Below are 23,603 nucleotides of genomic sequence, written 5' to 3'. Positions count from 1 at the left end.
CGTATTTCAAACACGCAGATAAAAAAATAGCCAATAGAATGAGTCTATTGGCTGTTATTTGTGAACATTTTTATTCACTAACAACGTCAGTTGGCTAGGTGACCCTTGCGGGTCAATAGTAGTAAAGCACATATCGTGCCAATGAAAAGCGGTCAATATTTGTGAGCATTGGCGCTATCGGGGAGAAATTTTCGATTGGAATTTGCAAAATGCAATTCCAAATGCAATTATTACAGCAAAATGCAAAACAATAATGGCTAGGCTATGCAACAACATCAATCTTTGCAGAAAGCAAAATACTTACTCATGGTAGAAGATACAGCGTCGGTGGCGGCGTTGTATCGCTCCTATCTCACCCCGTTGGATATTGATATCAATATCGTCGGCACAGGGCGCGATGCAATTGAAAGCATCAGTCGTCGTGAGCCGGATCTGATCCTGCTCGATTTACGTTTACCGGATATGACGGGGATGGATGTCCTGCATGCGGTAAAAGAAAAATCACCGGATGTGCCTATCGTGTTCATGACGGCGCACGGTTCAATTGATACAGCGGTTGAAGCGATGCGCCACGGCGCTCAAGACTTTTTGATTAAGCCTTGTGAAGCGGATCGTCTACGCGTAACGGTGAATAATGCGATCCGTAAAGCGTCGAAACTCAAAAACGATGTCGATAATAAAAATCAGAACTATCAAGGCTTTATCGGAAGTAGCCAAACCATGCAAGCGGTCTATCGCACAATAGACTCAGCGGCGAGCAGTAAAGCGAGTATTTTTATTACGGGTGAAAGTGGTACCGGTAAGGAAGTGTGCGCGGAGGCGATTCACGCTGCGAGTAAACGTGGCGATAAACCGTTTATTGCCATTAACTGCGCCGCGATCCCGAAAGATCTGATTGAAAGTGAGTTGTTCGGCCACGTCAAAGGCGCTTTTACCGGTGCGGCGACTGAACGCCAAGGCGCTGCGGAAGCCGCTGATGGTGGCACACTGTTTTTGGATGAATTGTGCGAAATGGATTTGGATTTACAGACCAAACTGCTGCGCTTCATCCAAACCGGAACCTTCCAAAAAGTCGGCTCATCGAAAATGAAAAGCGTGGATGTGCGCTTTGTGTGTGCGACCAACCGTGACCCATGGAAAGAGGTGCAAGAAGGCCGTTTTCGTGAAGACTTGTATTACCGCTTATATGTGATCCCTCTGCACTTACCGCCATTGCGCGAGCGTGGTGATGATGTGATTGAGATTGCCTACTCGCTGCTTGGTTTTATGTCCAAAGAAGAGGGGAAAGATTTCGTCCGCTTGTCGGCCGAAGTGGTCGAGCGCTTCCGTCACTACGAGTGGCCGGGTAACGTGCGCCAGCTACAAAACGTTTTGCGTAATGTCGTGGTACTGAATGAAGGCCGTGAAATCACGTTAGATATGCTCCCACCACCACTAAACCAAATGCCAGCACCGATCAATCGAGCTTTACCGCTCGCCCATGAAAACAAAGTGTCGGTGCATGAAATTTTTCCATTGTGGATGACTGAGAAACAAGCTATTGAGCAAGCCATTGAAGCTTGTGATGGTAATATCCCCCGCGCCGCGACCTATCTGGATGTCAGTCCTTCAACCATTTATCGCAAGCTGCAAGCTTGGAATGAAAAAGTTCAAGAAAAAGAGAGGGAGCGGTAAGCGATGAGTGAATGGATTAACCAGAGCAAAATTGATTTGCTTGCCAAAGAAATTGGCGAAGAGAATGTCCCCATACTGGTCAACATTTTTCTTGGTGAATTGAACGATTATCAGATTAGGCTAGTGAGTGAAGCTGTAGCCGATAAATTGGCGTATCTAAAAGAAATCAGCCACGCACTGAAAAGTAGCGCGGCTAGTTTTGGCGCAGACCGCTTGTGTGCCAAAGCGATTGAATTGGATAGCCGAGCCAAATCTGGCGAGATGCTGGACATCTCGCTAGAAGTCACACTGATGCTCGATTTGTTGAAACAGACGCATCAATGTTACTCAGAGCTCGTCGATTAACTGCTCTTCAATCGCTTGTCTCAGCTTCTGCCGATCATGACGCCAGTCACGGTTGGCAGAGGCCAAATCTCGGGTAACAAAATTCCATTGCCCTTGCAGATCCGAATGAGGGTGATGACCTAGCACTACATCAATTTTGCGTCCCTGACACGCTCTTTCACACCACTCCAACTTCTGCTCTAGGCTCATTCTTCCTGCTGGACCATATTCTGGTGAAAGGTTCTCCACAAAAATCACTTTAGCCTTTTGATTGCGTGCAATCGCTTTACCCAATTCTGGTAACAGAAGCGGTGGCATGATGCTGGTTAAGAAACTACCGGGGCCGAGGATCACGCAGTCCGCTTCTTGAATCGCAGTGATTGCTTCTTTGGTGGCGGGGACTTCAGGTGCAAGATCGAGTCTTCGCAAATCTTGCGTCATTTCGTCAACGCTGGTTTCGCCCGTTACCCATTTCCCATCCATTGAAAGAGCAGCAAGATCAGAGGGATGCTCAGACATCGGCAGAATATTCACATCAACTTTAAGCATGTTACGAATAAGATTAATCGCATCCAGCGGACGTACAGAAAGGTTGTCCAAAGCGGTGAGCATCAGGTTGCCCAAGTTGTGGCCGTTGAGCTCTCCAGCCCCTTTAAAGCGGTATTCGAACATCATCGAACTGATGGACGGCTCGGTAATCAACTGGTTGATGCAGTTGCGGGTATCACCCCAAGCAATCCCACCTTGGCAGTGACGAATACGTCCTGTTGAGCCACCATTATCTGTGGTGGTGACTATGCCGGTGGCATTGGAGCCAAACACTTTGAGCGCCGCCAACATGCGTCCCAAACCATGGCCGCCGCCAATGGCGACGACTTTCTTGTTTTCGTATAGAGACATGAGCATCTTCTTATTTTTTCATAACCTGCAGCAATTTAACGAACTTCATTCACAATGAGTACCTATTTAGGGCTAATTTCCGCAAGGTCATCATTTTTTTCTCGTTAAGGCTAGAATCACATACAATTATTAAGTATTTTACCAGCAGCCTGAGCTAAAGAGATGGAAACATCGTACTGCTTGGCCTTAACTCCGAGCTTACCGCGCTAAGTTTAAACCTGTAAATATGCGTTGTAAGCCAGTGGCAGAATGTCACAAGGGCAGGATTGGAAATGATTTTGCCTCCCGTATTTGGAAAGGTGTTCTGTGGCGCAACAATTCGAAGACAGATTTCAACGTAGGTTTTACTACTTACGTCTATCCATAACTGACGTTTGTAATTTCAAATGTACCTATTGCTTACCTGATGGCTATAAGCCATTGGTGGATCGTCCTACCTCATTTTTGGCTGTGAATGAAATTCGCCGAGTGGTGAATGCGTTTGCCCATTGCGGCACCTCAAAGGTGAGAATCACCGGCGGTGAACCTTCGCTGCGCAAAGATTTTGGCGAAATCATTCATACCATAGCGCAAACTCCCGGCATTCAGAAAGTCGCTACCACCACCAATGGCTATCGTTTAGCGAAACATATTGGTGAGTGGCGTGATGCGGGGTTGACGCAACTGAATGTCAGCGTGGATAGTTTAGATCCGCGTATGTTCGCGCAAATCACAGGTGAAAACCGTTTCCAGCAAGTGATGTCCGGTATTGATCGCGCGTTTGAGGTCGGTTTCGAGCAAGTCAAAGTCAACGTGGTGCTGATGAAAAATCTGAACCACCTTGAGCTCCCTACATTTATGGCGTGGATTAAAACCCGCCCCATCCAACTGCGTTTTATTGAATTGATGCAGACCGGAGAAATGGACGAGTTATTTACTCGCCATCATGTCTCAGGCGCGTCAATCCGTGACTATCTGCTTGGTAACGGTTGGCTACTCAAAGCCAGAGCGGATAACGATGGCCCTGCACAGGTGTTTATCCACCCGGATTACCAAGGCGAGATAGGCCTCATCATGCCTTATGAAAAGAACTTTTGTAGCAGTTGTAACCGCCTGCGTGTGTCGGCGCTCGGCAAACTGCATCTCTGCTTATTTGGCGAACAAGGGATAGATTTGCGCGATCTTTTGCAAGAAGATCACCAAGAAAACGCATTGATTGAACGAATTCAAACTCAGTTGCAAAACAAGGCGGAAACCCACTTCCTGCATGATGGAAACTCGGGTGTCACGCCGCATTTAGCCTCGATTGGCGGCTGAGTTTCTACCGATAATTTGACCTCACTATTGAGGTTTAACCATTTTTAAAAGGTGAACAAATGGGTCACGCAGAAAGCAAATTTCAAGCAGCAAACATCGCCGTTTTAACGGTGTCAGATACTCGTACGGAAGAAAACGATACCTCAGGTCGTTACTTGGCTGAGCAGCTGCAAGAAGCGGGTCATAAACTGGCGGATAAACAGATCGTGATTGACGATATGTACAAAATCCGTGCGGTAGTTTCACAGTGGATTGCGGATGAAACCATCCAAGCAATTTTGATCACTGGCGGTACAGGGTTTACCTCACGTGACAGCACACCTGAGGCGCTTAAGCCTCTGTTTGATAAAGAAGTTGAAGGCTTCGGTGAACTGTTCCGAATGGTCTCTTTTGAAGAGATCGGTACCTCGACCATTCAGTCGCGTGCGGTAGCGGGTTTTGCTAACCACACGGTGATTTTTGCTATGCCGGGTTCAACGGGTGCATGCCGCACAGGTTGGACAAAAATCATTAAACAGCAATTGGATGCTTCCCATCGCCCATGTAACTTTATGCCGCACCTAACGGTATAAGGGAGGTTTGATGAGTCAACTCACTCACATTAATGCTTCAGGTGAAGCCAATATGGTGGACGTGTCGAATAAAGCTGACACGGTTCGTGAAGCTCGTGCCGAGGCCTATGTGCGCATGGCACCCGAAACGCTGCAACTGATTCTCTCTGGTCAGCACCATAAAGGGGACGTATTTGCCACGGCGCGTATTGCGGGCATTCAAGCCGCGAAACGTACGTGGGAGCTGATCCCGCTTTGTCACCCGCTGCTGCTTTCTAAAGTAGAAGTACAGCTTGAAGCCTTGCCAGAGCAAAACAGTGTACGCATTGAATCACTGTGTAAACTCAGCGGTAAAACCGGTGTTGAGATGGAAGCCTTGACCGCCACATCGGTTGCTGCGCTCACTATTTACGACATGTGCAAAGCGGTACAGAAAGATATTGTGATTGAGAATGTTCGGTTGCTTGAAAAATCGGGCGGAAAATCAGGGCACTTTAAGGTGGATGCATGATTAAGGTACTGTTTTTTGCGCAAACCCGAGAGTTAGTCGGTTGCGATAGCCTTACCGTAGATGAGCATTTTTCGAGTGTAGAAGCTTTGCGTCAGCATTTGGTGCAGCAAGCGGGTAAGTGGGATTTGGCTTTAGAGCCGGGCAAGCTGCTGGCTGCTGTCAACCAATCCATTGTGCCACTTGATACGCCGTTACAAGAAGGTGATGAAGTGGCCTTCTTCCCGCCAGTGACGGGGGGTTAATATGGATCATCGCGTATCGGTACAAACGGAAGATTTCTCTGTTGCTCAAGAATACGAAGCTTTAGCGCAAGGGACTCAGGCGGGCGCTGTGGTGACTTTCGTCGGCAAGGTTCGAGATATGAACTTGGGTGATAATGTGGTGGGGCTGCACCTTGAGCATTATCCGGGGATGACGGAAAAATCCTTGTTGGAGATTTGCGATATGGCGGAAGAGCGTTGGCCTCTGCAGCGCGTTCGGGTGATTCACCGGGTGGGCGACATGCTCAGTGGCGATCAAATTGTGTTGGTTGGTGTGACTAGTGCGCATCGAAATGCAGCCTTTGAAGCGTGCGAATTCATCATGGATTACTTGAAAACTCGCGCGCCATTTTGGAAAAAAGAGCTGACGACGGAAGAGAGCCGCTGGATCGATTCACGTGATAGCGATCATCAAGCCGCGCAGCGTTGGGAGAAAGGTGAATAACTGTTACGGTTATTCATGCCAAGTCGTACTACTGAACATATGAATCGTGCCACGTTGCTGATGTTTAGCATGAAAAAGGGCCTTATCGGCAACAGAAACCAGTTTTTCGGCCGTCATTTCTCGCTCTATCAAGTCACAGTGACGAATGCCTATCGTGATCGTCACGTGATCTGAGACTCTTGAACTGTGATGTGGGATGTGCAAATTCGCGATCATCCCCATTAATTCTTCAGCGCGCTGTTGGCACAGTTCGATATTCGCACCTGTCATAAAAATCAGAAACTCATCTCCTCCGTAACGGAAACAGAGTTCAAGGTTGGATTTCCATCGGCGTAACGTTTGGCTGATTTTACGCAGAACCTCATCACCTTGAATATGACCATACCCATCGTTGTACTCTTTAAAACAATCGATATCGATCATCAGTATGGCGGCGCTCATCTTATCCAGTCTTGCAATATCAAGAGCTTGCGGTAGTAATGAATCCATCGCATAGCGGTTATACACTTGGGTGAGATGGTCCATATGCGTTAGGTGTTCCAACTCCAACTGATGCTGTGCGAGTTTTTCAACCGTGTGCTTGTAATCGGAGATGTTACGTATTGTCCATAGCACCATTTCCGTGCCCGGTAACGGGATCACTAACGCAGAAAAATACTGCTTGTCGGTAGGTCCTGGAACATGCTGAAAGCAAGGCAACTGAGTTGGGTCGACTTCATATTCCAACTCTTTAGCACAATTTTGTTCGATTGACTCAACAATCACCTCGGTAAACCAAGCCGCTTGTGCTGCGGGGAGTACGTCATACTGATTTAAACCCACTAAGTAAGAGGGATTATGGTGGCGTTCACTGTCAGTGCCTCCCCATGCTTCTAAATAGACACCTTGTTTATTGAGCAGAAAGGTAGGTTCAGGCAGTGATTGGAAAATAAACTGCAGAATTTCAGGGTTAGCAATAATCGTCGAGGAGAAAATAGAAGTCACCGACTCGATCCCTATTGAGTGATTACGTATTACTTTATTTATAGATGATCTTATCGTGAACGAATATGGGCCATGTATTACTTTTATTAATTAAACCTAATGTTCATAAGAAAGGATGAGATCGTTTTGATATTGTGCGATTGAGTTAAGAAATGAGACAGGATAAATCGTTCACTTTGTACAACACTTAAGATGATTCACAAGAGCGTGAACATAAGGAGAACAGGATGAACTCACTGAAAGTTAGTGATTATATGACCACGCAAGCGATTACCTTTAGTCCGGAAATGTCGTTGACTGCCGCGTTAGAGAAAGTGGTGCGTTCAGACAATATGGGGGGCCCCGTCATTGATGCACAGCGGCATGTGGTTGGATTTTTATCCGAACAGGATTTGTTGGATAAATTGGTACACGCCAGTTATCACTGCCAAGATACTCATATCGTTAGCGACTGCATGCATAACGAAGTGCTGTCGGTGTCACCGGACACTTCAATTATCGAGATGGCGGCGATGATGAAAGTGGGAAAACCTAAAATGTACCCTGTGATAGAGGATGGCAAGCTAGTCGGGGTGATCACTCGGCGTGATGTTCTTCGTGCTTTGAGTAAAACATTAAATAGCTGTTTTCAACATCCCGTTTAAGTCTCGTTATGGTGACTGAACGATAAACTTTTTGCTACTTATTGCTCAATAAGCTTGACCTTGAAGTTAACTCCAAGGTGTAAGCTGACGGCAGACCACAAAAAGGAGATGAAACTATGTGCACTAAACACCATGCTTGTCGTTCAAAATCATTAACGAAACCTATGTCTGGCCACCAAACAAGTTGCGCGGGAAGCCCTAAAATTGCGTCAATCCGTGCTGCCGACGTTGTGGCTTCATGTGGCGGTGATAGCTGCTGCAGTGGCGCTGAGGGCGGCGGAAGTTCCGATGAGGAGCCCGAGCGACGTCGAAATTCAGAGCTCTCATCACGTTTTCAGCAAAGCTGGTTCATTGCGGGAATGGATTGTCCTTCCTGTGCGCAAAAAATTGAAAAAGCAGTCAAACAACTGAGTGATGTCACTCAGGTACACGTCACTTTTGCTACCCAGAAACTGGTCGTGGGTTTTAACCAAGAATCGACGGCGCGACACATTGAACAAGCCGTGGTGAATAGTGGTTTTACCTTAAGTTCAACGGGTGCGACAGCTTCGGCTGCAGAGTCCACGAAACCACCGTTTTGGCAAAGTGAAAACGCACGAATTATTGGTATTTCAGCCTTGATGGCGGTGGGAGTAATAGTCAATTCCGCCGAAATCAGCCGTTGGATATTCACAATTACCTGTCTGTTAGGTTTATTACCGATCATTCAGCAAGCTTGGCGTCTGGGCAAATCGGGTTCTCCTTTCTCGATTGAAACCTTGATGTCGGTTGCGGCGATTGGCGCATTGTATCTGGGGGAAACCTTAGAAGCAGCAATGGTTCTTCTACTGTTTTTGATTGGTGAACGCTTGGAAGCGTACGCCGCGTCACGCGCCCGAAGCGGAGTGCAAGCCTTAATGGCTCTGGTGCCTGAAAATGCGCTACGGATTGAAAATGGTCAGCGTATTACGGTGCCGGTCGCGCAGTTACAGCCGGGAGATGTCATTGAAGTGGCTCCCGGAGGTCGTTTACCTGCGGATGGGCGCTTACTTGCCGCCGCCAGTCTGGATAACAGTGCGTTAACGGGCGAATCCTTACCTGTCGAATTAACGGCAGGGGAGCGGGTTTCTGCAGGTTGTGTGGTCGTGGATAAGGTGGTGCAGATTGAAATCACCTCGAAACAAGGTGAAAACGCGATCGACCGTATTTTGCATATGATTGAGGAAGCGGAGTCACGTAAAGCACCGTTGGAGCGGTTCTTAGATAAATTCAGCCGTTGGTACACACCACTTATGATGGTAGTGGCTGTTGCGGTAATTACGATTCCACCGTTGGCATTTGGTGCCGATTGGCAAACGTGGATTTACCGAGGCTTGGCTTTGTTGCTGATTGCTTGCCCTTGTGCTCTGGTGATTTCAACTCCTGCGGCCATTACTTCAGGCTTAGCCTCTGCGGCGCGTCGTGGTGCTTTGATTAAGGGCGGAGCCGCATTAGAACAACTCGGTAAAATCGAAACCATTGCCTTTGATAAAACCGGTACGTTGACCGAAGGTAAGCCACAAGTGACGGATCTTATTGCTTATCAGGGATGGAACGAGAACCGCTTATTGGCTCAAGCAGCTGCGATAGAGATGGGGTCACATCATCCATTAGCTACATCACTGGTCGCTAAAGCACAAGCAACAGGTTGTGAGATCCCAGATGCGGAAGATAAAACCGCGCTCGTAGGAAGAGGCATTAGCGGAAGGATTAATGGTGTCACTTACCAAATTTTAGCGCCCAATCGGGTTGCAATAGCATTACCTGAAACCGTACGCCAACAGGTAGAACAGCTCGAAGCAGAAAGTAAAACGGTGGTGGTGATGCTAGAAGGGGAGAGCGCCGTAGGCGTGATTGCTTGGCAAGATACCTTGCGGCAAGACGCTCGCCAAGCTGTTGAAGCACTGCAGAGAATTGGTGTGAATGCGTTAATGCTAACGGGTGATAACGAACGCAGTGCTGCCGCCATGGGTCGCCAATTGAATATGGATTTTCGTGCGGGGTTACTACCGCAAGATAAAGTGAAATATATCCAGCAGTTAGCGCAGAATCAGCGTGTCGCCATGGTGGGCGATGGCATTAACGATGCCCCTGCGATGAAAGAAGCCAGTATTGGTATTGCCATGGGCGGCGGTACGGATGTGGCGTTAGAAACGGCCGATGCGGCGCTGACCCACAACCGGTTGGTTGAGCTTGCCAGCATGATTGAACTGTCGCGGGCGACGCTGGCGATTATTCGCCAAAACGTCACCTTGGCATTAGGTCTAAAAGCCGTGTTTTTGGTCACGAGCTTACTTGGCATTACGGGGCTGTGGGTCGCTGTGCTTGCCGATAGTGGTGCGACAGCATTGGTCACACTGAATGCGCTACGTTTGCTCCGATTCGGTTCTCGATCTCCGTCATGATCTCTCTTCCTAATAGAAGACCGCTTTCGCTAGAGGCAATTGTTGCCTCTAGCAGGGTTGGTGCTGTGACTAACCCGCTTGAGGATGACAGATTCTGCACTATGCTTTGCTGAGATTGACGAAAGACGGCAATGGGTTGTATGTATTTGCAGCACAGATACAGATTATTTGTGATGCAAATCGATTAATTGTGAAAGATTGATGTTTATTGCTGTGTTTGATGTGATTGCTATCACTTAATTGATTTGCCCTATCAGGTACATTAGTTTCGTACCCCAAATGATTAATGCGCTGAATAGACGCAATTGAAGGAGCCCCCTTATGACCAAAACTGTATTCCACCTTGGTGTGACTGAAGCAGATTTAAACGGTGCAACATTAGCGATTATCCCGGGCGACCCTGCTCGTGTACAAAAAATTGCTGAGCTGATGGATAACCCAGTTTTCCTCGCTAGCCATCGTGAATATACCGTGTACCGCGCAGAGCTGGATGGCCAGTCTGTTGTGGTTTGTTCAACCGGTATTGGTGGTCCTTCAACGTCGATTGCAGTAGAAGAACTGGCACAATTGGGTGTACGTACTTTCCTGCGTGTTGGCACTACAGGTGCTATTCAACCACACGTTAATGTGGGTGACATGATTGTTACAACGGGTTCAGTGCGTTTGGATGGTGCAAGCTTGCACTTCGCGCCGATGGAATTCCCAGCAGTACCGGATTTTGATGTGGCGACCGCAATGAAAGCGGCAGCACAAGAAAGCGGTGCAACAGTGCACATGGGTATTACCGCTTCTTCTGATACTTTCTACCCAGGCCAAGAGCGTTACGATACTTTCACCGGCCGTGTCGTGCGCCGTTTCCAAGGCTCTATGAAAGAGTGGCAAGAAATGGGCGTGCTGAACTTTGAAATGGAATCGGCAACTCTGCTGACCATGTGCGCGAGCTCTGGTTTGAAAGCGGGCTGTGTGGCGGGGGTGATCATCAACCGTACTCAGAAAGAGATCCCTGACCACGCAACGTTGAAAGAAACCGAAGCTCGTTCTATCAAAGTTGTGGTCGAAGCTGCGCGTAAGATGCTGAAATAACGTACAGTTATTTTCCTCGATTAATGAAAAGCGCCACTTGATGTGGTGCTTTCTGTTTTTAGCTTCCTTTAAGCAATAACGAGTTGTGGTAACGGCTGATAAAGGCTCTCTACTAAATCATTCAGCATATGGTCATACACCTGTGCGATCGTTGAAGAAAGTTCACTGCTTAATTGATAAAGCTCGCTGCTCTCCAAATTGAATTGGTTGTTATCGGTGATTTCGTTAAGTTGGCGCATCGCCGATGAACAGACGGGGGAGCCGAGTGTCAAAGGGCTAATCAGCGCTAGCTGATTGAGCTTACGTTGCATCAGTTCACAATAGTGTCTCAAACGTAATCCATTGTTTTCATTGCGAGTATCTTCAATACTCAGACGCAGTTGAGTGAGTGTTTCCATCGCATCGAAAATTTGTTGCCAGTTCATATGGTACTCATCACTTAATTCTTCGCGTCCAGATTCTGCTAACCATGCCAACACCACATCATCCATCAAGTACATGCAGTGGCGGATCAACTTGCCATGCAGACGTTGATTTTTTCCTACGCTGGCTTGCTGCCACTCGTTAAAGACCGTTTTTAATGAGTTTTGCAAAATGCGGTATGAGGGCTTGTTATCAAAATGGGCAATCTGGATCAGTTGTTCAGATTTTTCCAACAGGCGTTTTTCTAGTGCAGCCAGTGCACTGAGCTCAGAAGAATTGACCTCGGTATGATTGAGTGCGTGATGAGTCAGGCTGCGGTGCTGACGGCACAGTGCTAGCACCTCGCGCAGGCAGATCAGCAACTCAAATTTACGTTGCTGCGTTGAATGCTTTTGTTGAGAAAGAGAATAAATGAAGCCAAGAATCGCCAATGATATCAGCATTGAAATCGTCACAAACATAGCCACCTCCGTGTTGGTATTAAATCGCCCTTTCGTATTGCACTGAGCCTATGAAAAGGGATGTTTGGAGTATTGCAGTTTGGATGCCAGAAATTTAATGATTAAAAATCAATGTATTATGAATTCAGGCTTCGATTTGATGCACATTTATGGGGCATGATGCGCAAAAAGTGTGAGCGACTTTAAGTTTTTCAGCGTTTGCATTGCACATCGCTGCACAGTGATTTCAGGGAAAAGCGCCAGTGAGTTGTTATTACAGGATTGGGATAAAAAAAAGCCTTTGCAATAGCAAAGGCTTTTAATTGTCATCCCTAAACCACCGCTTTTAGCGGTGGTGAATGTCCCTAGGGGCTTTTGCCCGAAAATGCGCCCATGTTAGAAGACAAACTCTTATTCACCATAAGTAAGAGGATTCAAATAACATGGGCGACTACAGAAGTTCATCACACGTCTATTGGCGTTGCAAATATCATATTGTTTGGACACCAAAATTTCGTTTTAAGATCTTAAAAGGTAATGTAGCCAAAGAGCTAAATCGTTCGATCTACATTCTTTGTAATATGAAAGATTGTGAAGTTTTGGAACTCAATGTTCAGCCAGAACATGTCCACTTAGTTGCGATAATTCCGCCCAAAGTATCGATTTCGACGTTGATGGGAGTTTTAAAGGGTAGGAGTGCAATTAGGCTATTCAACAAGTTTCCACATATCAGGAAAAAGTTATGGGGAAATCATTTTTGGGCGCGAGGCTATTTTGTGGATACGGTAGGTGTAAATGAAGAAATCATTAGACGGTATGTACGGCATCAAGACAAAAAAGAGCTTGAGCAAGAGCAGCAGTTAGAGTTATTGAGAGACTAACAGCGTCGTGGCCCCCTTTTAGGGGGCTTATATTAAAACCGCCTTCTAAGAAGGCGGATTTTTATGCTCTCAAACTCGATAACAATCGAAGAGAGGCGAGAATTACATCACGCGCATGCCCGCTTGAGCACCTTGATGTGGTTCAAGCAACCACAGGTCACTACCGCCAGGGCCGGCGGCGAGGATCATGCCTTCTGACATACCAAACTTCATCTTGCGTGGTTTGAGGTTGGCTACCACAACCGTGTATTTGCCAATCAGATCTTCTGGTTGGTAGGCAGATTTAATGCCAGAGAAGACTTGACGGGTTTCACCGCCGATGTCGAGTTCAAACTTAAGTAACTTGTCTGATTTCTCTACGGCTTCACAAGAAAGAATCTTGGCAATACGCAGATCCACTTTCGCGAAATCATCGAACTCAATTTCAGCCGCTAGGGGATCTTTGCTCAGTTCAGTTTCTTCACTCTTTGGTTTTGCTGCATCTGCCGCGGCTTTTTCTGCTGCCGCCTCGGCTTTAGACGCTTCAATCATGGCTTCAACGTGTTTCGGATCGATACGGTTGAACAGCGCTTTGAATGGCGTTACCGCATGATCAGTCAGCGGTGTTGCGATGCCTTCCCAAGTCAGTTCTTGGTTTAGGAAAGCTTCAGTGCGCTCTGCCAAAGCGGGCATCACTGGCTTGAGGTAAGTAACCAGTACGCGGAACAAGTTAATGCCTACAGTACAGATATCTTGCAGCGCTTGGTCTTGGCCTTCTTGTTTCGCGACAACCCAAGGGGCTTTTTCATCTACATACTGGTTCGCTTTGTCTGCCAATGCAGTAATTTCACGGATGGCACGACCAAACTCACGCGCTTCAAACAGCTCCGCAATGCGATCGGCTGCGCCAGCAAATTCTGCATACAGCTCAGGCTCAGCAAATTGTGCTGACAGCTTGCCATCAAAACGCTTAGTGATGAAGCCTGCGTTACGTGACGCAAGGTTAACGATTTTGTTCACCACGTCAGCATTCACACGTTGGGTGAAGTCTTCGAGGTTCAAATCGAGATCGTCAATGCGGTTGTTCAGTTTTGCTGCGTAGTAGTAACGTAGACACTCTGGATCCAAGTGATTCAGGTAAGTGCTTGCTTTCACAAACGTACCTTTCGACTTAGACATTTTCGCGCCATTGACGGTCACATAACCATGCACAAACACGTTGGTGGGTTTACGGAAACCAGAGCCATCCAGCATTGCAGGCCAGAACAAGCTGTGGAAGTAAACGATGTCTTTACCGATGAAGTGGTAAAGCTCTGTTTTGCTGTCTTTATTCCAGTATTCGTTAAAGTCCAGATCGCCACGCTTGTCGCACAGGTTTTTGAATGAACCCATGTAACCAATAGGGGCATCTAGCCACACGTAGAAGAATTTGTCTTTCTCGCCCGGGATTTCAAAACCGAAGTACGGTGCATCACGGGAGATATCCCACTGCTGCAAGCCACCTTCAAACCACTCTTGCATTTTGTTAGCGGTTTCAGATTGCAGAGAACCTGAACGCGTCCATTCTTTGAGCATGCTTTCGAACTGAGGCAGGTCAAAGAAAAAGTGCTCAGAATCTTTCATCACTGGCGTCGCACCAGAGACCGCTGATTTTGGATTGATCAGCTCAGTCGGGCTGTAAGTTTCACCACAGGCGTCACAGTTGTCACCGTACTGGTCTTCTGATTTACATTTCGGGCAGGTTCCTTTTACGAAACGATCCGGCAGGAACATCTCTTTTTCAGGATCGAACAGCTGAGAAATGGTGCGGCTTGAAATAAAACCGTTCTTTTTCAGTTGCAGATAGATGTGCGAAGCCAGCTCGCGGTTTTCATCGCTGTGCGTGCTGTGGTAGTTATCAAAGCTAATATCGAAGCCAGCAAAGTCGCGTTGGTGCTCTTCGCTCACCATCTCGATCATCGCTTCTGGTGTCATACCCATTTGCTGTGCTTTCAGCATGATAGGTGTGCCGTGCGCATCATCCGCACAGATAAAGTTTACTGTATTGCCACGCAGACGCTGATAACGAACCCAAATGTCAGCTTGGATATGCTCAAGCATATGACCAAGGTGGATTGAACCGTTCGCGTAAGGCAGGGCACAAGTTACCAGAAGTTTTCTTGGATCGTTTGCCATACTTAATATTCGCTTTTCTTGATAGGGACCAAATTGAAGCGATAATACTACCCTAAGCACGCAGTCACGCCAAGGCGCGCAACAGTTGATTCCCCTATCTTTTTCGGGGTTCAGTCGCAGGCTGAGCGGTGATAGCATGGGTAAAAAAGGGGAAGTTATGCAATCTATTCAATCCAAACAGGATCTCTGCCTATGGCTGAGTCAATTTTCGCATCCCGATTTAATTGCAGATTGGGCAATGTCACCGTCTGTCGTTACGATAATGCCCAATCAGCAAGTCACGATTCAACTACCGTTTGCTGCGAACACTCTTATCAATGAATTGAGTGACTGGATCGCCAAGCAGCAGGCAAGCGGCGCGATTGCGCCAGTAACCTTTGACATTCAAGTGAAACCTCAAGCGCTGGAAACTCGCGTAAGTGCGGCAGTCAAAGGGGTGAAAAACATTATTGCGGTGACGTCAGGCAAAGGTGGCGTGGGTAAATCCACGACTGCGGTGAATCTTGCACTCGCAATTGCGAAGTCAGGATCCAAAGTTGGTTTATTGGATGCCGATATTTATGGTCCTTCCGTCCCGCTCATGCTCGGTAAAACCCAAACTAAACCAGTAGTGCGTGAAAATAAATGGATGCAGCCAATTGAGGCACACGGTATTGCCACGCATTCGATTGGTTATTTGGTTGATGAGGCGGATGCCGCGATTTGGCGTGGGCCAATGGCTTCTAAGGCGCTGGCGCAGTTACTTAATGAAACCGAGTGGCCGGATCTGGATTATCTGGTGATCGATATGCCGCCGGGCACGGGGGATATTCAGCTCACCCTCGCGCAGCAAATTCCGGTGACCGGCGCAGTGATTGTGACCACGCCGCAGGACTTAGCGCTCGCCGATGCCCGCAAAGGCGCAGCGATGTTTGCCAAAGTGGACGTGCCCGTGATTGGGCTGGTGGAAAACATGAGTTACCACATCTGTAGTCATTGCGGCGAAAAAGAGCATATTTTCGGCGTGGGCGGAGCGCAAACTCTTGCCGCTGAATTTGGTTTATCCCTGCTGGCACAAATTCCGCTGCATATTGACATGCGAGAGGATATTGATGCGGGAGTTCCGACCGTGGTGGCGCGTCCCAATAGCGAACATACCGAACGCTATTTAGCGTTGGCGCAGCGTATGTGTGCTTCGCTGTTTTGGCAAGGCAAAGCCAAACCAGAGAGCATTCAAATCCAGTGGGTTAATTAAAGCCGCATCCTGCTCTAACAGCCAGAGTGAATGTAATCGTTTGCTCTGGTTTAATCTTATCCATCCGACATTTATGTGGCTGTTTTTGCCTAATGCAAACTGGTATCTCGGTCACATTCTCCCTATAATCAGGCGGTTTACCTTCATTCCTCACAACCATGTTCGGGTGCATAACCATGTCTGAGAATAATCAATGTGTCATCGTCGGTATTGCTGGCGCTTCTGCTTCTGGTAAGAGTCTCATTGCGAGCACGATTTATAATGAGCTACGCGCCAAAGTGGGTGACCATCAAATCGGTGTGATTACGGAAGATTGCTACTACAAAGATCAGAGCCATCTGAGCATGGAAGAACGTGTTAAAACCAACTACGACCACCCAAGTGCGCTAGACCACGATCTCCTTTGCCAACATTTGCAAATGCTGGCGCGTGGCGAAGCGGTTGAAGTGCCAGAATACAGCTACACTGAGCACACACGTACCGAGCAAACCACCACCATGACGCCGAAGAAAGTGATCATTCTGGAAGGCATCCTGCTTCTGACCGATCCACGTCTACGTGATTTGATGCACGCGACCGTATTTATGGATACGCCGCTGGATATCTGCTTGCTGCGCCGTGTGAAGCGTGATGTACAAGAGCGTGGTCGCACTATGGAATCTGTACTGAAGCAGTATCAAGAGACGGTACGCCCTATGTTTATGCAATTTATTGAGCCGTCTAAACAGTACGCTGACATCATTGTGCCGCGTGGTGGTAAAAACCGTATCGCGATTGATGTTCTCAAAGCGCATATCGCAAAATTGCTCAAATCGTAATTTTGACCAGAGCTTTGCATCGCTTAGCTTTATTTTTCAAAGTAGAAGTGGCACTTTAAGTGCCACTTTCTTTTTCTCGTCAAGCAAGGAAAAGCAGATGAAAAAACTGTTTATTTCTCTTCTCGGTTTAGTTGTGCTGATTGTTGGCGCACTGCTGGCCTTAGTGTTGTTGGTTAACCCCAACCAATTTAAACCTTTAATCGTAGAGCAAACCAAAAAACAAACTGGCTTAGATTTGGTGATTGAAGGCGATATTGGCTGGCAATTTTTCCCATCTATCGGTTTTGAGTTAGGCAAAACCGAGCTGAAAAACCCACAAGGTTTTGCTAGCCCAAACCTGTTTAAAGTTGAGAGTGTGGGTATTGATGTCTCAGTGATGCCACTGTTCGATAAACAGCTCAAAATCGGCAACATCCGTTTGGATGGTGCAGAATTCCATCTGGAAACGCTTAAAGATGGTCGCTCCAATTTGGATGCCTTGACGCAAGCGCAATCTAAACCCGCGTCCGCGCCAGCGACAACTGACTCTGCACCCGCTTCTCAGTCAAGCTCAAGCGAGCCAACCGCGGCGTGGAGTATTGAATTAGGGGGCGTTTCTGTCTCCAATGCGGTGTTGGAAATAACGGATAAAAAAGCGGGTTCGCATACCAAGCTGTATGACGTTCAACTGAGCGTTGCTGAGTTTGTGCCAGACAGCTGGACGAAAGCGACCTTTGCCGCGAAAGGCGATAAAGATCAGCAGAAGTTTGCCGCGCAAGGTGAAGCTGAAGTGCGCCTATCAGCAGATTTTAAGCAATATGCACTACGTAACATTAATCTCGATGCGAGCTTTAGTGATCCAAGTAACCAAATTGATTCTGCGAAGTTGCAACTCGATACTTTTGAGTTTGATAAAGCCAACGCTTTGACCTTCTCTGTGGCGGGTAAAGCGGCAGACATGAAGCTTAATGCGCAAGGTTCTGCATCACTGATGGTCAATCAAGCGATCAGCAAAGTCGGTTTGGATGCACTGAAGCTGCAAGCCGAACTGGAAGGGGCTGCGTTACCGCAATCACCGATGAAGTTAAGTTTAGACTCGCAGATTGCTTTCGATTTGACACAAAACCATCTCAGTGTGCTGCTCAACAAACTAACGGCTAATGCGCTAAGTTTCGATGGCAAAGCGGATGTCACTCTCGCAGATATTCCGAAAGTGCGTTTCAACTTGCACAGCCCTGAGATTGACTTGGATGCCTTCTTAGGCACGAAAGCTCAAGAGTCGCAACCTGCGCCAGCCAAGGAAGCAGCGGCATCCTCAGCGTCAGCTCCCGCGACAAATGCCCCAGCAGAAGTGGAACCAGATTTGTCGGCACTCAACGCCTTGGATGTGGCGGGTGAGATTAGCATTGATAAATTCAAAGCCAGCAACGCCCATCTACAAAATGTAAAAGCGAATTTTGCGGTCAATCGTGGCGTGGTGGATTTGAAATCCTTCACCGCGAATCTGTATCAAGGATCCGTGCAAGCTAGCGCGCAAGTGGATGCGCGTAAAACGCCCGCGACTTACAGTGTGAAGAAGCAGATCAAAGGGGTACAGGTTAAGCCTTTGCTAAAAGATGTGCTGAACAACGAAATGCTAGAAGGCACAGGCAATATTGATGTGAATGTGCAAGGCCAGAGCCTAACACCAAGCGGCATCCAGAAAAATCTGGTCGGTACTGTGGCGATTAACTTTGCCGATGGTGCGGTGAAGGGCATTAACGTGGCGCACTTGATTCGTACCAACTACGCCAAAATCAAAGGCCAAAGTGTTGAAGAAGTGGATACCGTCAAGAAAACCGACTTTAGTGCGATGACGACGACGCTGAAACTCAATAAAGGTGAAGTAACGACCAACGATCTTAATATGCAATCGCCATTGTTGCGTATTCATGGTGAAGGTAAAGCCAATTACCTACAGCAAAATGTTGATTTTCTGGTGCGTACTTCGATTGTTGGAACCTTGGAAGGTCAGGGCGGTAAGAGTTTAGATGAGCTGCGCGATGTGACCATCCCGATCAATATTTCAGGCGCATGGAGTGATCCGAAGTTCCGCTTGGTGTTTGATGATGTACTCAAACAAAAAGCCAAGAAAGAAGTGGATCGCGGCGTGGAAAAATTGACGGACAAGATCAAAAACGAAGACACCAAGAAAGCGGTGGATGGGTTGTTGAAAGGTCTATTTAACTGATGGTTATGCATTGCTAATGAAACTAAAAAGGGCTGAATTTCAGCCCTTTCTTATTGATTTTTTAGTGTCTTACCAATCGACCCCTTTAAGGGCTTTCACGCCGGATTCGAAAGCGTGCTTGATGTTTTTCACTTCAGAAACCGTATCGGCCATCTCAATCAAAGTGCGGTGTGCGCCGCGCCCAGTGATGATCACCGATTGCATTTTCGGACGCTGATTGAGTGCTTCGACCACTTCATCCAACTCGATGTAACCGTAGCTCACCATGTAAGTGAGTTCATCAAACAGCACCACATCCAGCGATTCATCCTGCAACATGCGTTTGCAGTGTTGCCATACTTCTTGTGCCGCTGCGGTATCACTCTCGCGGTTTTGGGTTTCCCAAGTAAAGCCAGTCGACATGACCTGAAATTCAACGCCGAGCTTTTCTAAAAGATTACGCTCTCCATTCTCCCAAGTGCCTTTGATAAACTGAGCCACCGCACACTGTTTACCGTGACCTATCGCGCGCGCAATGGTGCCAAAACCTGAGGTAGATTTTCCTTTACCATTGCCAGTAATAATCAGCAGTAACCCTTTTTCTTCTTGAGCGGCGGCAATTTTGGCATCCACTTGCTCTTTGACTTTTTGTTGACGAGCTTTGTGACGCTCTTGTTTGATTTCATCGCCGGACATGGCAAATCCTTTTTCAATCTGAAACTTGTCGCTATGATAGCCCAACTCGTCAGTGGCAAACACCAAACAAAAATAGGGATATAAGATGCAGAAGGTACTCGTGGTGTGCATGGGCAATATTTGCCGTTCTCCGACCGCGGAAGCGGTATTGCGTGCTAAGGCGGCACAACTCAAGGTTGATGTGGAAGTCGATTCAGCAGGCACGATTGGGTATCACCAAGGGAATCCACCGGATGCACGCTCAAAAGCGGTAGGTGAGAAGCGGGGATACTCATTTTCTGGCATCAAAGCGCGAAAGATCCATGATGAAGATTTTGTGAAATTTGATTGGATTTTAGCCGCAGACAAAGAGAATTTAGCTGAGCTGAAAGCTCGCTGCCCTCAATCCCATCAACATAAACTGTCATTGATGCTCAGCCATTGTGATTGCGGATGTGAAGAGATCCCCGATCCTTACTATGGAGGTGAGCAGGGTTTTGAGCGGGTATTAGATTTAGTGGAACAAGCGGCAGAGCAGTTTTTACTGAAACTAAAACAACAAGGCCAGCATTAAGCTGGCCTTGAAATACATTATTCGTTTCGCTATGGCGAAATGAGTACGTGATTAGAAGCGGTAGTTCGCTTGTACACCGATCAGCCACACATTACCGGTCACATCGGCATTGAATGCACCACCAACTTGAGCTGCCGCTTGGTCAGAGGCATCACGTGGTTCGTTAACCGTTGCGTCTTTGGCAAAGATGTAAGTGAAACCTGCATCCAGAGTCAATTGTGGTGTCGCGACATAGCTGCCACCGATGCTTACCCAAGTTCGATCAGTTTCTGGGATAGTGGCGGTACGGTTTTTATCATTGACGGCTGAAGTATCGTAAGCCACACCGGCACGCAGGGTGATTTTTTGATCGTACTGATAGGTTGTACCTAGCGCGAAGCGATAGTTATCCTCCCAGTTTTCCGATTTTATTTTATCGGGACCATCAGAAAAGACTGCTGTTAGTTCTTGGAAAGTGCTCCAGTCCGTCCAGTTAACACTGGCATGGATTGCCCATTGTTCATTCAGTTGATGGAGGCTTGCTAGCTCAGCGGTTGCTGGGAGTGTAATTGACATCATCCCTGGCTTTTGGCCACCATAAATGATGCCTTCTGCATGCCCATCAAAATCCATCACAACTTCCGATTTGTAGGCGAAACCTAAGCGATGATGTTCATTGATTTGCCATGCAGTACTTACCTGCCATCCCCAAGAGGTATCTTCACCTTCCATATATTTCAAGGTTGTACCTTGAGGCACTGAAATCGGCTGATGCGTTACAGGATGTTGCCCAACGATATTTTTCGCAGGAGCGGTAGCACCAAAATGACCGTCACCCATTACGTAGCGAATGCCGCCACCAATGCTCAATTGAGGCAGAATTTGGTATGCAATGTTTAGGTTTGCTTCTTTGCTGATCACGCTCGCTTGGTTACCAAAGTGAGAGCCTGCAAAGTCAGTACCCAGATCGGTTTCCATACCGTAGTTAGTGCCAAGGGCAAAGCCTAATACGATTTGTTCGCTCAATGGGTGAGTCAGGTAAAGATTAGGAACGATGGCATCGTGAGCAAAATCTTTTGCAGATGCTTGGCTTTGTCCTAGGTAGGTATGCTGAACAGTACCATTCACATCGACATTAGGGTTGACATAAATGGCTCCGATGGAGACTTGGGTTCCCTCTAAATAAGTGAGCATTGCAGGGTTGCGCCATTGTGCGCTGGCGTTGTCTGCGATAGCCGCTTCACCCGCGTAAGCACGGCCAAGACCCGTTGCTGAATACTCAGCAAGCTGGAAGCCAGCAGCATGAGTCACGGTTGAAACACTGGCTAAACCGAAAGCCACGGCGCAGGAAAGGAGAGTCTTATTGCTTTTCATTGGGATTGTTCGCTGAAATTTGCTGGTTTTTGTTGCGGCAAGTCTACGGCTAGAGCAATTGCTTTAAAACTTCAAATCAATGAAAGCAAAGGATTTGAAGTTTTAGCCTGTAAAATAGATATTTTCCAGATGATATTTCTATTTGTTCAACAAAGGTAATTAAAGGTTCAGCGTACAGATGTAGTGATATTGAGGCGGTTAATCGCACGCTTGTACGCTGAAATTAAGCAAAACTAGGTAGTCAGGAAAAGAAAGGGGCTGATAAATCAGCCCCTTAGTCAGGATATGTGGTGACGTTTTAATTAAAACGTACGGCTGTATTGTAAGCCGAACAGAATCGCGTCTGCGTGGGTTACACCTGAAACAGATGTATAGGCGTAACCAGTAGGGCTTGTAGTTGATGGTAATACAAGCGATTCTTTAACGTTGGTGTCTTTACCCATTAAGTAAGTAAAACCAAAGTCAATGTTCGATCTATCATCAATGTGATACGTGAAACCAGTTGATAGCCATTGACGATCTGAATCAGGAACAGAAATTGAAGTCAGAGAGTCTTGTGCGCTGGTGTCATACATGTAGCCAGCACGCAGTGTCCATGCACTGTTTAGGTAGTAGGTACCACCAATCGAGTAGTGCCAACCATCTTTCCATTGATATTGTTTTGCATAGGTTTTGCTTGAGGCTGCTAGCGCAGATTGGCTTACATTTAGATTTTCAAAGTCGATCTTGTCAAACGCTGACCAACCAATCCACTGTACGCTATAGTGAACCGCAAAAGAGGTATTTTCAATTTTATGGTAGCCAGAAAACTCTGCGATATCTGGTAGAGGAAGTGTGATCTCCTGACCATAATCGTCTTTAGCTTTAAACTCTGGGCTGTAGCGATAAGCTAAACCAAAGCGATTGTTTTCATCCAACTCATAAACTGAACCAAGGTTAAAACCAACTGCCCAGCCATCAGCTTTATCAACGTTGAGTAGATATGTGCTTGATGAACCAGGAACAGCACGTTTCATGGTTCCTTGACCGTAAATCAGATCAAGGCCAGCACCAACACTGAACTGTTGATTAATACGATATGAGCCAGAAAGCCCTAAGTTGAAGCTTTTAACGTCAGTCAAACCACCATACTCTGCTGCAGCATAGCTATTTGAGAATTCTGTTTTCGTACCAAAGTTAGAGTATGCATTTACGCCCCAAGCAAATTGCTCATTTACAGGAACAATTAGATGAATATTTGGTGCAACAGATGTACCGCCTGCGTCATCGTAATTTGCGCTTGTAGTCGTTGCGCCTAAAACAGAACCTGTAGCAGGCACATACGCGCCTTTTGTATATGCGGCATCTTTTACTTTGATATCGGTTGTAATGGTTTCAAAACCAAGAGAGAGCGCCATCTCATCAAACAGTGCCATCGCCGCTGGGTTGCGAGACATTACGGCAGCGTTATCGGCAATAACGGCATCACCCGCAAAGGCGCGACCAAGACCGGTAGCAGATTGTGCGTTGAGCTGGAAACCCGCAGCAAAAGCTTGTTGTGTGGCTAGCGTTACCGTTACGGCAAGCAGAGATTTTTTAAACAGACGCATGTTGTTCATTAGACTTTTTCCTTTTTGGTTTCGCCTCTGATGGGCGTTGTATGAGCTGTTGCTTTTTTTGAGCAATTGCTCAGTGGTGGCTGATCCTAGTCGCTAGTATAGGAGATAGAAATCCGACCATTGTCTAATTTGACGATAAAATTGCTGAAATGATGGCTATTTGGCAGGAA

The 23,603-nt window shown here is 47.1% G+C and carries 22 protein-coding genes and 1 riboswitch; of the genes, 15 read left to right on the top strand and 7 right to left on the bottom strand.

What is annotated here, in order from left to right:
• Nucleotides 1–306 precede the first annotated feature (306 nt).
• Nucleotides 307–1,674, top strand: a complete 1,368-nt coding sequence (gene luxO, locus EPB59_RS08030) for a quorum-sensing sigma-54 dependent transcriptional regulator LuxO (RefSeq protein WP_081017668.1) — start codon at nucleotides 307–309, stop codon at nucleotides 1,672–1,674.
• Nucleotides 1,675–1,677: 3 nt separating this feature from the next.
• Entirely contained in the window at nucleotides 1,678–2,019 is a 342-nt protein-coding gene (gene luxU, locus EPB59_RS08025; protein ID WP_055050478.1) for a quorum-sensing phosphorelay protein LuxU, read from the top strand.
• Here luxU and EPB59_RS08020 read toward each other — a convergent pair.
• Nucleotides 2,002–2,898 carry a YvcK family protein gene (locus tag EPB59_RS08020; protein WP_055050479.1) on the bottom strand — a complete coding sequence of 299 codons (897 nt, stop codon included), beginning with the start codon at nucleotides 2,896–2,898 and terminating at the stop codon, nucleotides 2,002–2,004. The two genes, luxU and EPB59_RS08020, sit on opposite strands and share 18 nt — an antisense overlap.
• A gap of 178 nt (nucleotides 2,899–3,076) precedes the next feature.
• A riboswitch (molybdenum cofactor riboswitch) is annotated at nucleotides 3,077–3,216 on the top strand.
• Here EPB59_RS08020 and moaA point away from each other — a divergent pair.
• The 5 genes from moaA to moaE all read left to right on the top strand — a co-directional run bounded on the left by moaA (nucleotide 3,205) and on the right by moaE (nucleotide 5,961).
• Entirely contained in the window at nucleotides 3,205–4,194 is a 990-nt protein-coding gene (gene moaA, locus EPB59_RS08015; RefSeq protein ID WP_195706957.1) for a GTP 3',8-cyclase MoaA, read from the top strand. It overlaps the preceding riboswitch by 12 nt.
• Nucleotides 4,195–4,253: 59 nt before the next feature.
• Entirely contained in the window at nucleotides 4,254–4,766 is a 513-nt protein-coding gene (gene moaB, locus EPB59_RS08010; RefSeq protein ID WP_000509704.1) for a molybdenum cofactor biosynthesis protein B, read from the top strand.
• 10 nt (nucleotides 4,767–4,776) lie between these two features.
• Nucleotides 4,777–5,256, top strand: a complete 480-nt coding sequence (moaC, locus tag EPB59_RS08005; RefSeq protein ID WP_195706956.1) for a cyclic pyranopterin monophosphate synthase MoaC — start codon at nucleotides 4,777–4,779, stop codon at nucleotides 5,254–5,256.
• On the top strand, nucleotides 5,253–5,498 hold the full coding sequence (gene moaD, locus EPB59_RS08000) for a molybdopterin synthase sulfur carrier subunit (protein WP_154172204.1): 246 nt from the start codon (nucleotides 5,253–5,255) through the stop codon (nucleotides 5,496–5,498). Before moaC ends, moaD begins: the two co-directional genes overlap by 4 nt.
• 1 nt (nucleotide 5,499) lies before the next feature.
• The gene (moaE, locus tag EPB59_RS07995; protein WP_154172203.1) at nucleotides 5,500–5,961 is read left to right on the top strand and encodes a molybdopterin synthase catalytic subunit MoaE; all 462 of its coding nucleotides are present in this window, start codon (nucleotides 5,500–5,502) and stop codon (nucleotides 5,959–5,961) included.
• A gap of 9 nt (nucleotides 5,962–5,970) precedes the next feature.
• Here the strand turns inward: moaE and EPB59_RS07990 are convergent, their stop codons facing one another.
• The gene (locus EPB59_RS07990; protein WP_154172201.1) at nucleotides 5,971–6,945 is read right to left on the bottom strand and encodes a GGDEF domain-containing protein; all 975 of its coding nucleotides are present in this window, start codon (nucleotides 6,943–6,945) and stop codon (nucleotides 5,971–5,973) included.
• Between the two features lie 227 nt (nucleotides 6,946–7,172).
• On the opposite strand from EPB59_RS07990, the gene EPB59_RS07985 reads away from it, so the two are divergent.
• From EPB59_RS07985 to udp, 3 genes are all read left to right on the top strand, one after another.
• Nucleotides 7,173–7,589 carry a CBS domain-containing protein gene (locus tag EPB59_RS07985; protein ID WP_001086715.1) on the top strand — a complete coding sequence of 139 codons (417 nt, stop codon included), beginning with the start codon at nucleotides 7,173–7,175 and terminating at the stop codon, nucleotides 7,587–7,589.
• A gap of 116 nt (nucleotides 7,590–7,705) precedes the next feature.
• Nucleotides 7,706–10,012, top strand: coding sequence for a zinc/cadmium/mercury/lead-transporting ATPase (locus tag EPB59_RS07980; protein WP_154172199.1), 2,307 nt, complete (start codon nucleotides 7,706–7,708; stop codon nucleotides 10,010–10,012).
• Between the two features lie 321 nt (nucleotides 10,013–10,333).
• Nucleotides 10,334–11,095, top strand: a complete 762-nt coding sequence (gene udp / locus EPB59_RS07975) for a uridine phosphorylase (RefSeq protein WP_055031974.1) — start codon at nucleotides 10,334–10,336, stop codon at nucleotides 11,093–11,095.
• Nucleotides 11,096–11,163: 68 nt separating this feature from the next.
• Here udp and EPB59_RS07970 read toward each other — a convergent pair whose 3' ends face one another.
• Nucleotides 11,164–11,979 (bottom strand): hypothetical protein, encoded by an 816-nt coding sequence (locus EPB59_RS07970; RefSeq protein WP_055050485.1) that lies wholly within the window; start codon nucleotides 11,977–11,979, stop codon nucleotides 11,164–11,166.
• A 422-nt stretch (nucleotides 11,980–12,401) separates the two neighbouring features.
• Between EPB59_RS07970 and tnpA the strand changes: the two genes are divergently transcribed.
• Complete coding sequence (gene tnpA, locus EPB59_RS07965) at nucleotides 12,402–12,839, top strand: IS200/IS605-like element IS1004 family transposase (protein ID WP_142740806.1); 438 nt, start codon at nucleotides 12,402–12,404, stop codon at nucleotides 12,837–12,839.
• 102 nt (nucleotides 12,840–12,941) lie between these two features.
• Here the strand turns inward: tnpA and metG are convergent, their stop codons facing one another.
• Nucleotides 12,942–14,993: a methionine--tRNA ligase gene (gene metG, locus EPB59_RS07960; RefSeq protein ID WP_154172197.1), complete on the bottom strand. Its 2,052-nt coding sequence runs from the start codon at nucleotides 14,991–14,993 to the stop codon at nucleotides 12,942–12,944.
• Between the two features lie 157 nt (nucleotides 14,994–15,150).
• On the opposite strand from metG, the gene apbC reads away from it, so the two are divergent.
• The 3 genes from apbC (at nucleotide 15,151) to EPB59_RS07945 (ending at nucleotide 19,254) form a co-directional block, all read left to right on the top strand.
• Nucleotides 15,151–16,227 (top strand): iron-sulfur cluster carrier protein ApbC, encoded by a 1,077-nt coding sequence (apbC, locus tag EPB59_RS07955; RefSeq protein WP_195706955.1) that lies wholly within the window; start codon nucleotides 15,151–15,153, stop codon nucleotides 16,225–16,227.
• 176 nt (nucleotides 16,228–16,403) lie between these two features.
• A complete protein-coding gene (gene udk, locus EPB59_RS07950; protein ID WP_001293736.1) occupies nucleotides 16,404–17,045 on the top strand; it encodes a uridine kinase in 642 nt (213 codons plus the stop codon).
• A gap of 97 nt (nucleotides 17,046–17,142) precedes the next feature.
• A complete protein-coding gene (locus EPB59_RS07945) occupies nucleotides 17,143–19,254 on the top strand; it encodes an AsmA family protein (RefSeq protein WP_154172193.1) in 2,112 nt (703 codons plus the stop codon).
• A gap of 69 nt (nucleotides 19,255–19,323) precedes the next feature.
• Here the strand turns inward: EPB59_RS07945 and cobO are convergent, their stop codons facing one another.
• Nucleotides 19,324–20,040, bottom strand: a complete 717-nt coding sequence (gene cobO / locus EPB59_RS07940) for a cob(I)yrinic acid a,c-diamide adenosyltransferase (RefSeq protein ID WP_347233056.1) — start codon at nucleotides 20,038–20,040, stop codon at nucleotides 19,324–19,326.
• Between cobO and EPB59_RS07935 the strand changes: the two genes are divergently transcribed.
• The gene (locus EPB59_RS07935; RefSeq protein WP_195707107.1) at nucleotides 20,039–20,482 is read left to right on the top strand and encodes a low molecular weight protein-tyrosine-phosphatase; all 444 of its coding nucleotides are present in this window, start codon (nucleotides 20,039–20,041) and stop codon (nucleotides 20,480–20,482) included. The genes cobO and EPB59_RS07935 overlap by 2 nt on opposite strands.
• A gap of 51 nt (nucleotides 20,483–20,533) precedes the next feature.
• Here the strand turns inward: EPB59_RS07935 and EPB59_RS07930 are convergent, their stop codons facing one another.
• Together EPB59_RS07930 and EPB59_RS07925 are read right to left on the bottom strand one after the other, a co-directional pair.
• The gene (locus EPB59_RS07930) at nucleotides 20,534–21,835 is read right to left on the bottom strand and encodes an outer membrane protein transport protein (RefSeq protein WP_154172187.1); all 1,302 of its coding nucleotides are present in this window, start codon (nucleotides 21,833–21,835) and stop codon (nucleotides 20,534–20,536) included.
• Nucleotides 21,836–22,137: 302 nt separating this feature from the next.
• A complete protein-coding gene (locus tag EPB59_RS07925) occupies nucleotides 22,138–23,433 on the bottom strand; it encodes an outer membrane protein transport protein (RefSeq protein ID WP_055028687.1) in 1,296 nt (431 codons plus the stop codon).
• Nucleotides 23,434–23,603: the final 170 nt, after the last annotated feature.

Source organism: Vibrio metoecus, assembly GCF_009665255.1.
Taxonomy (GTDB): domain Bacteria; phylum Pseudomonadota; class Gammaproteobacteria; order Enterobacterales; family Vibrionaceae; genus Vibrio; species Vibrio metoecus_B.
Note: the sequence above shows the minus strand (reverse complement) of the source record. Positions and strands in the feature narration are given on the sequence as shown.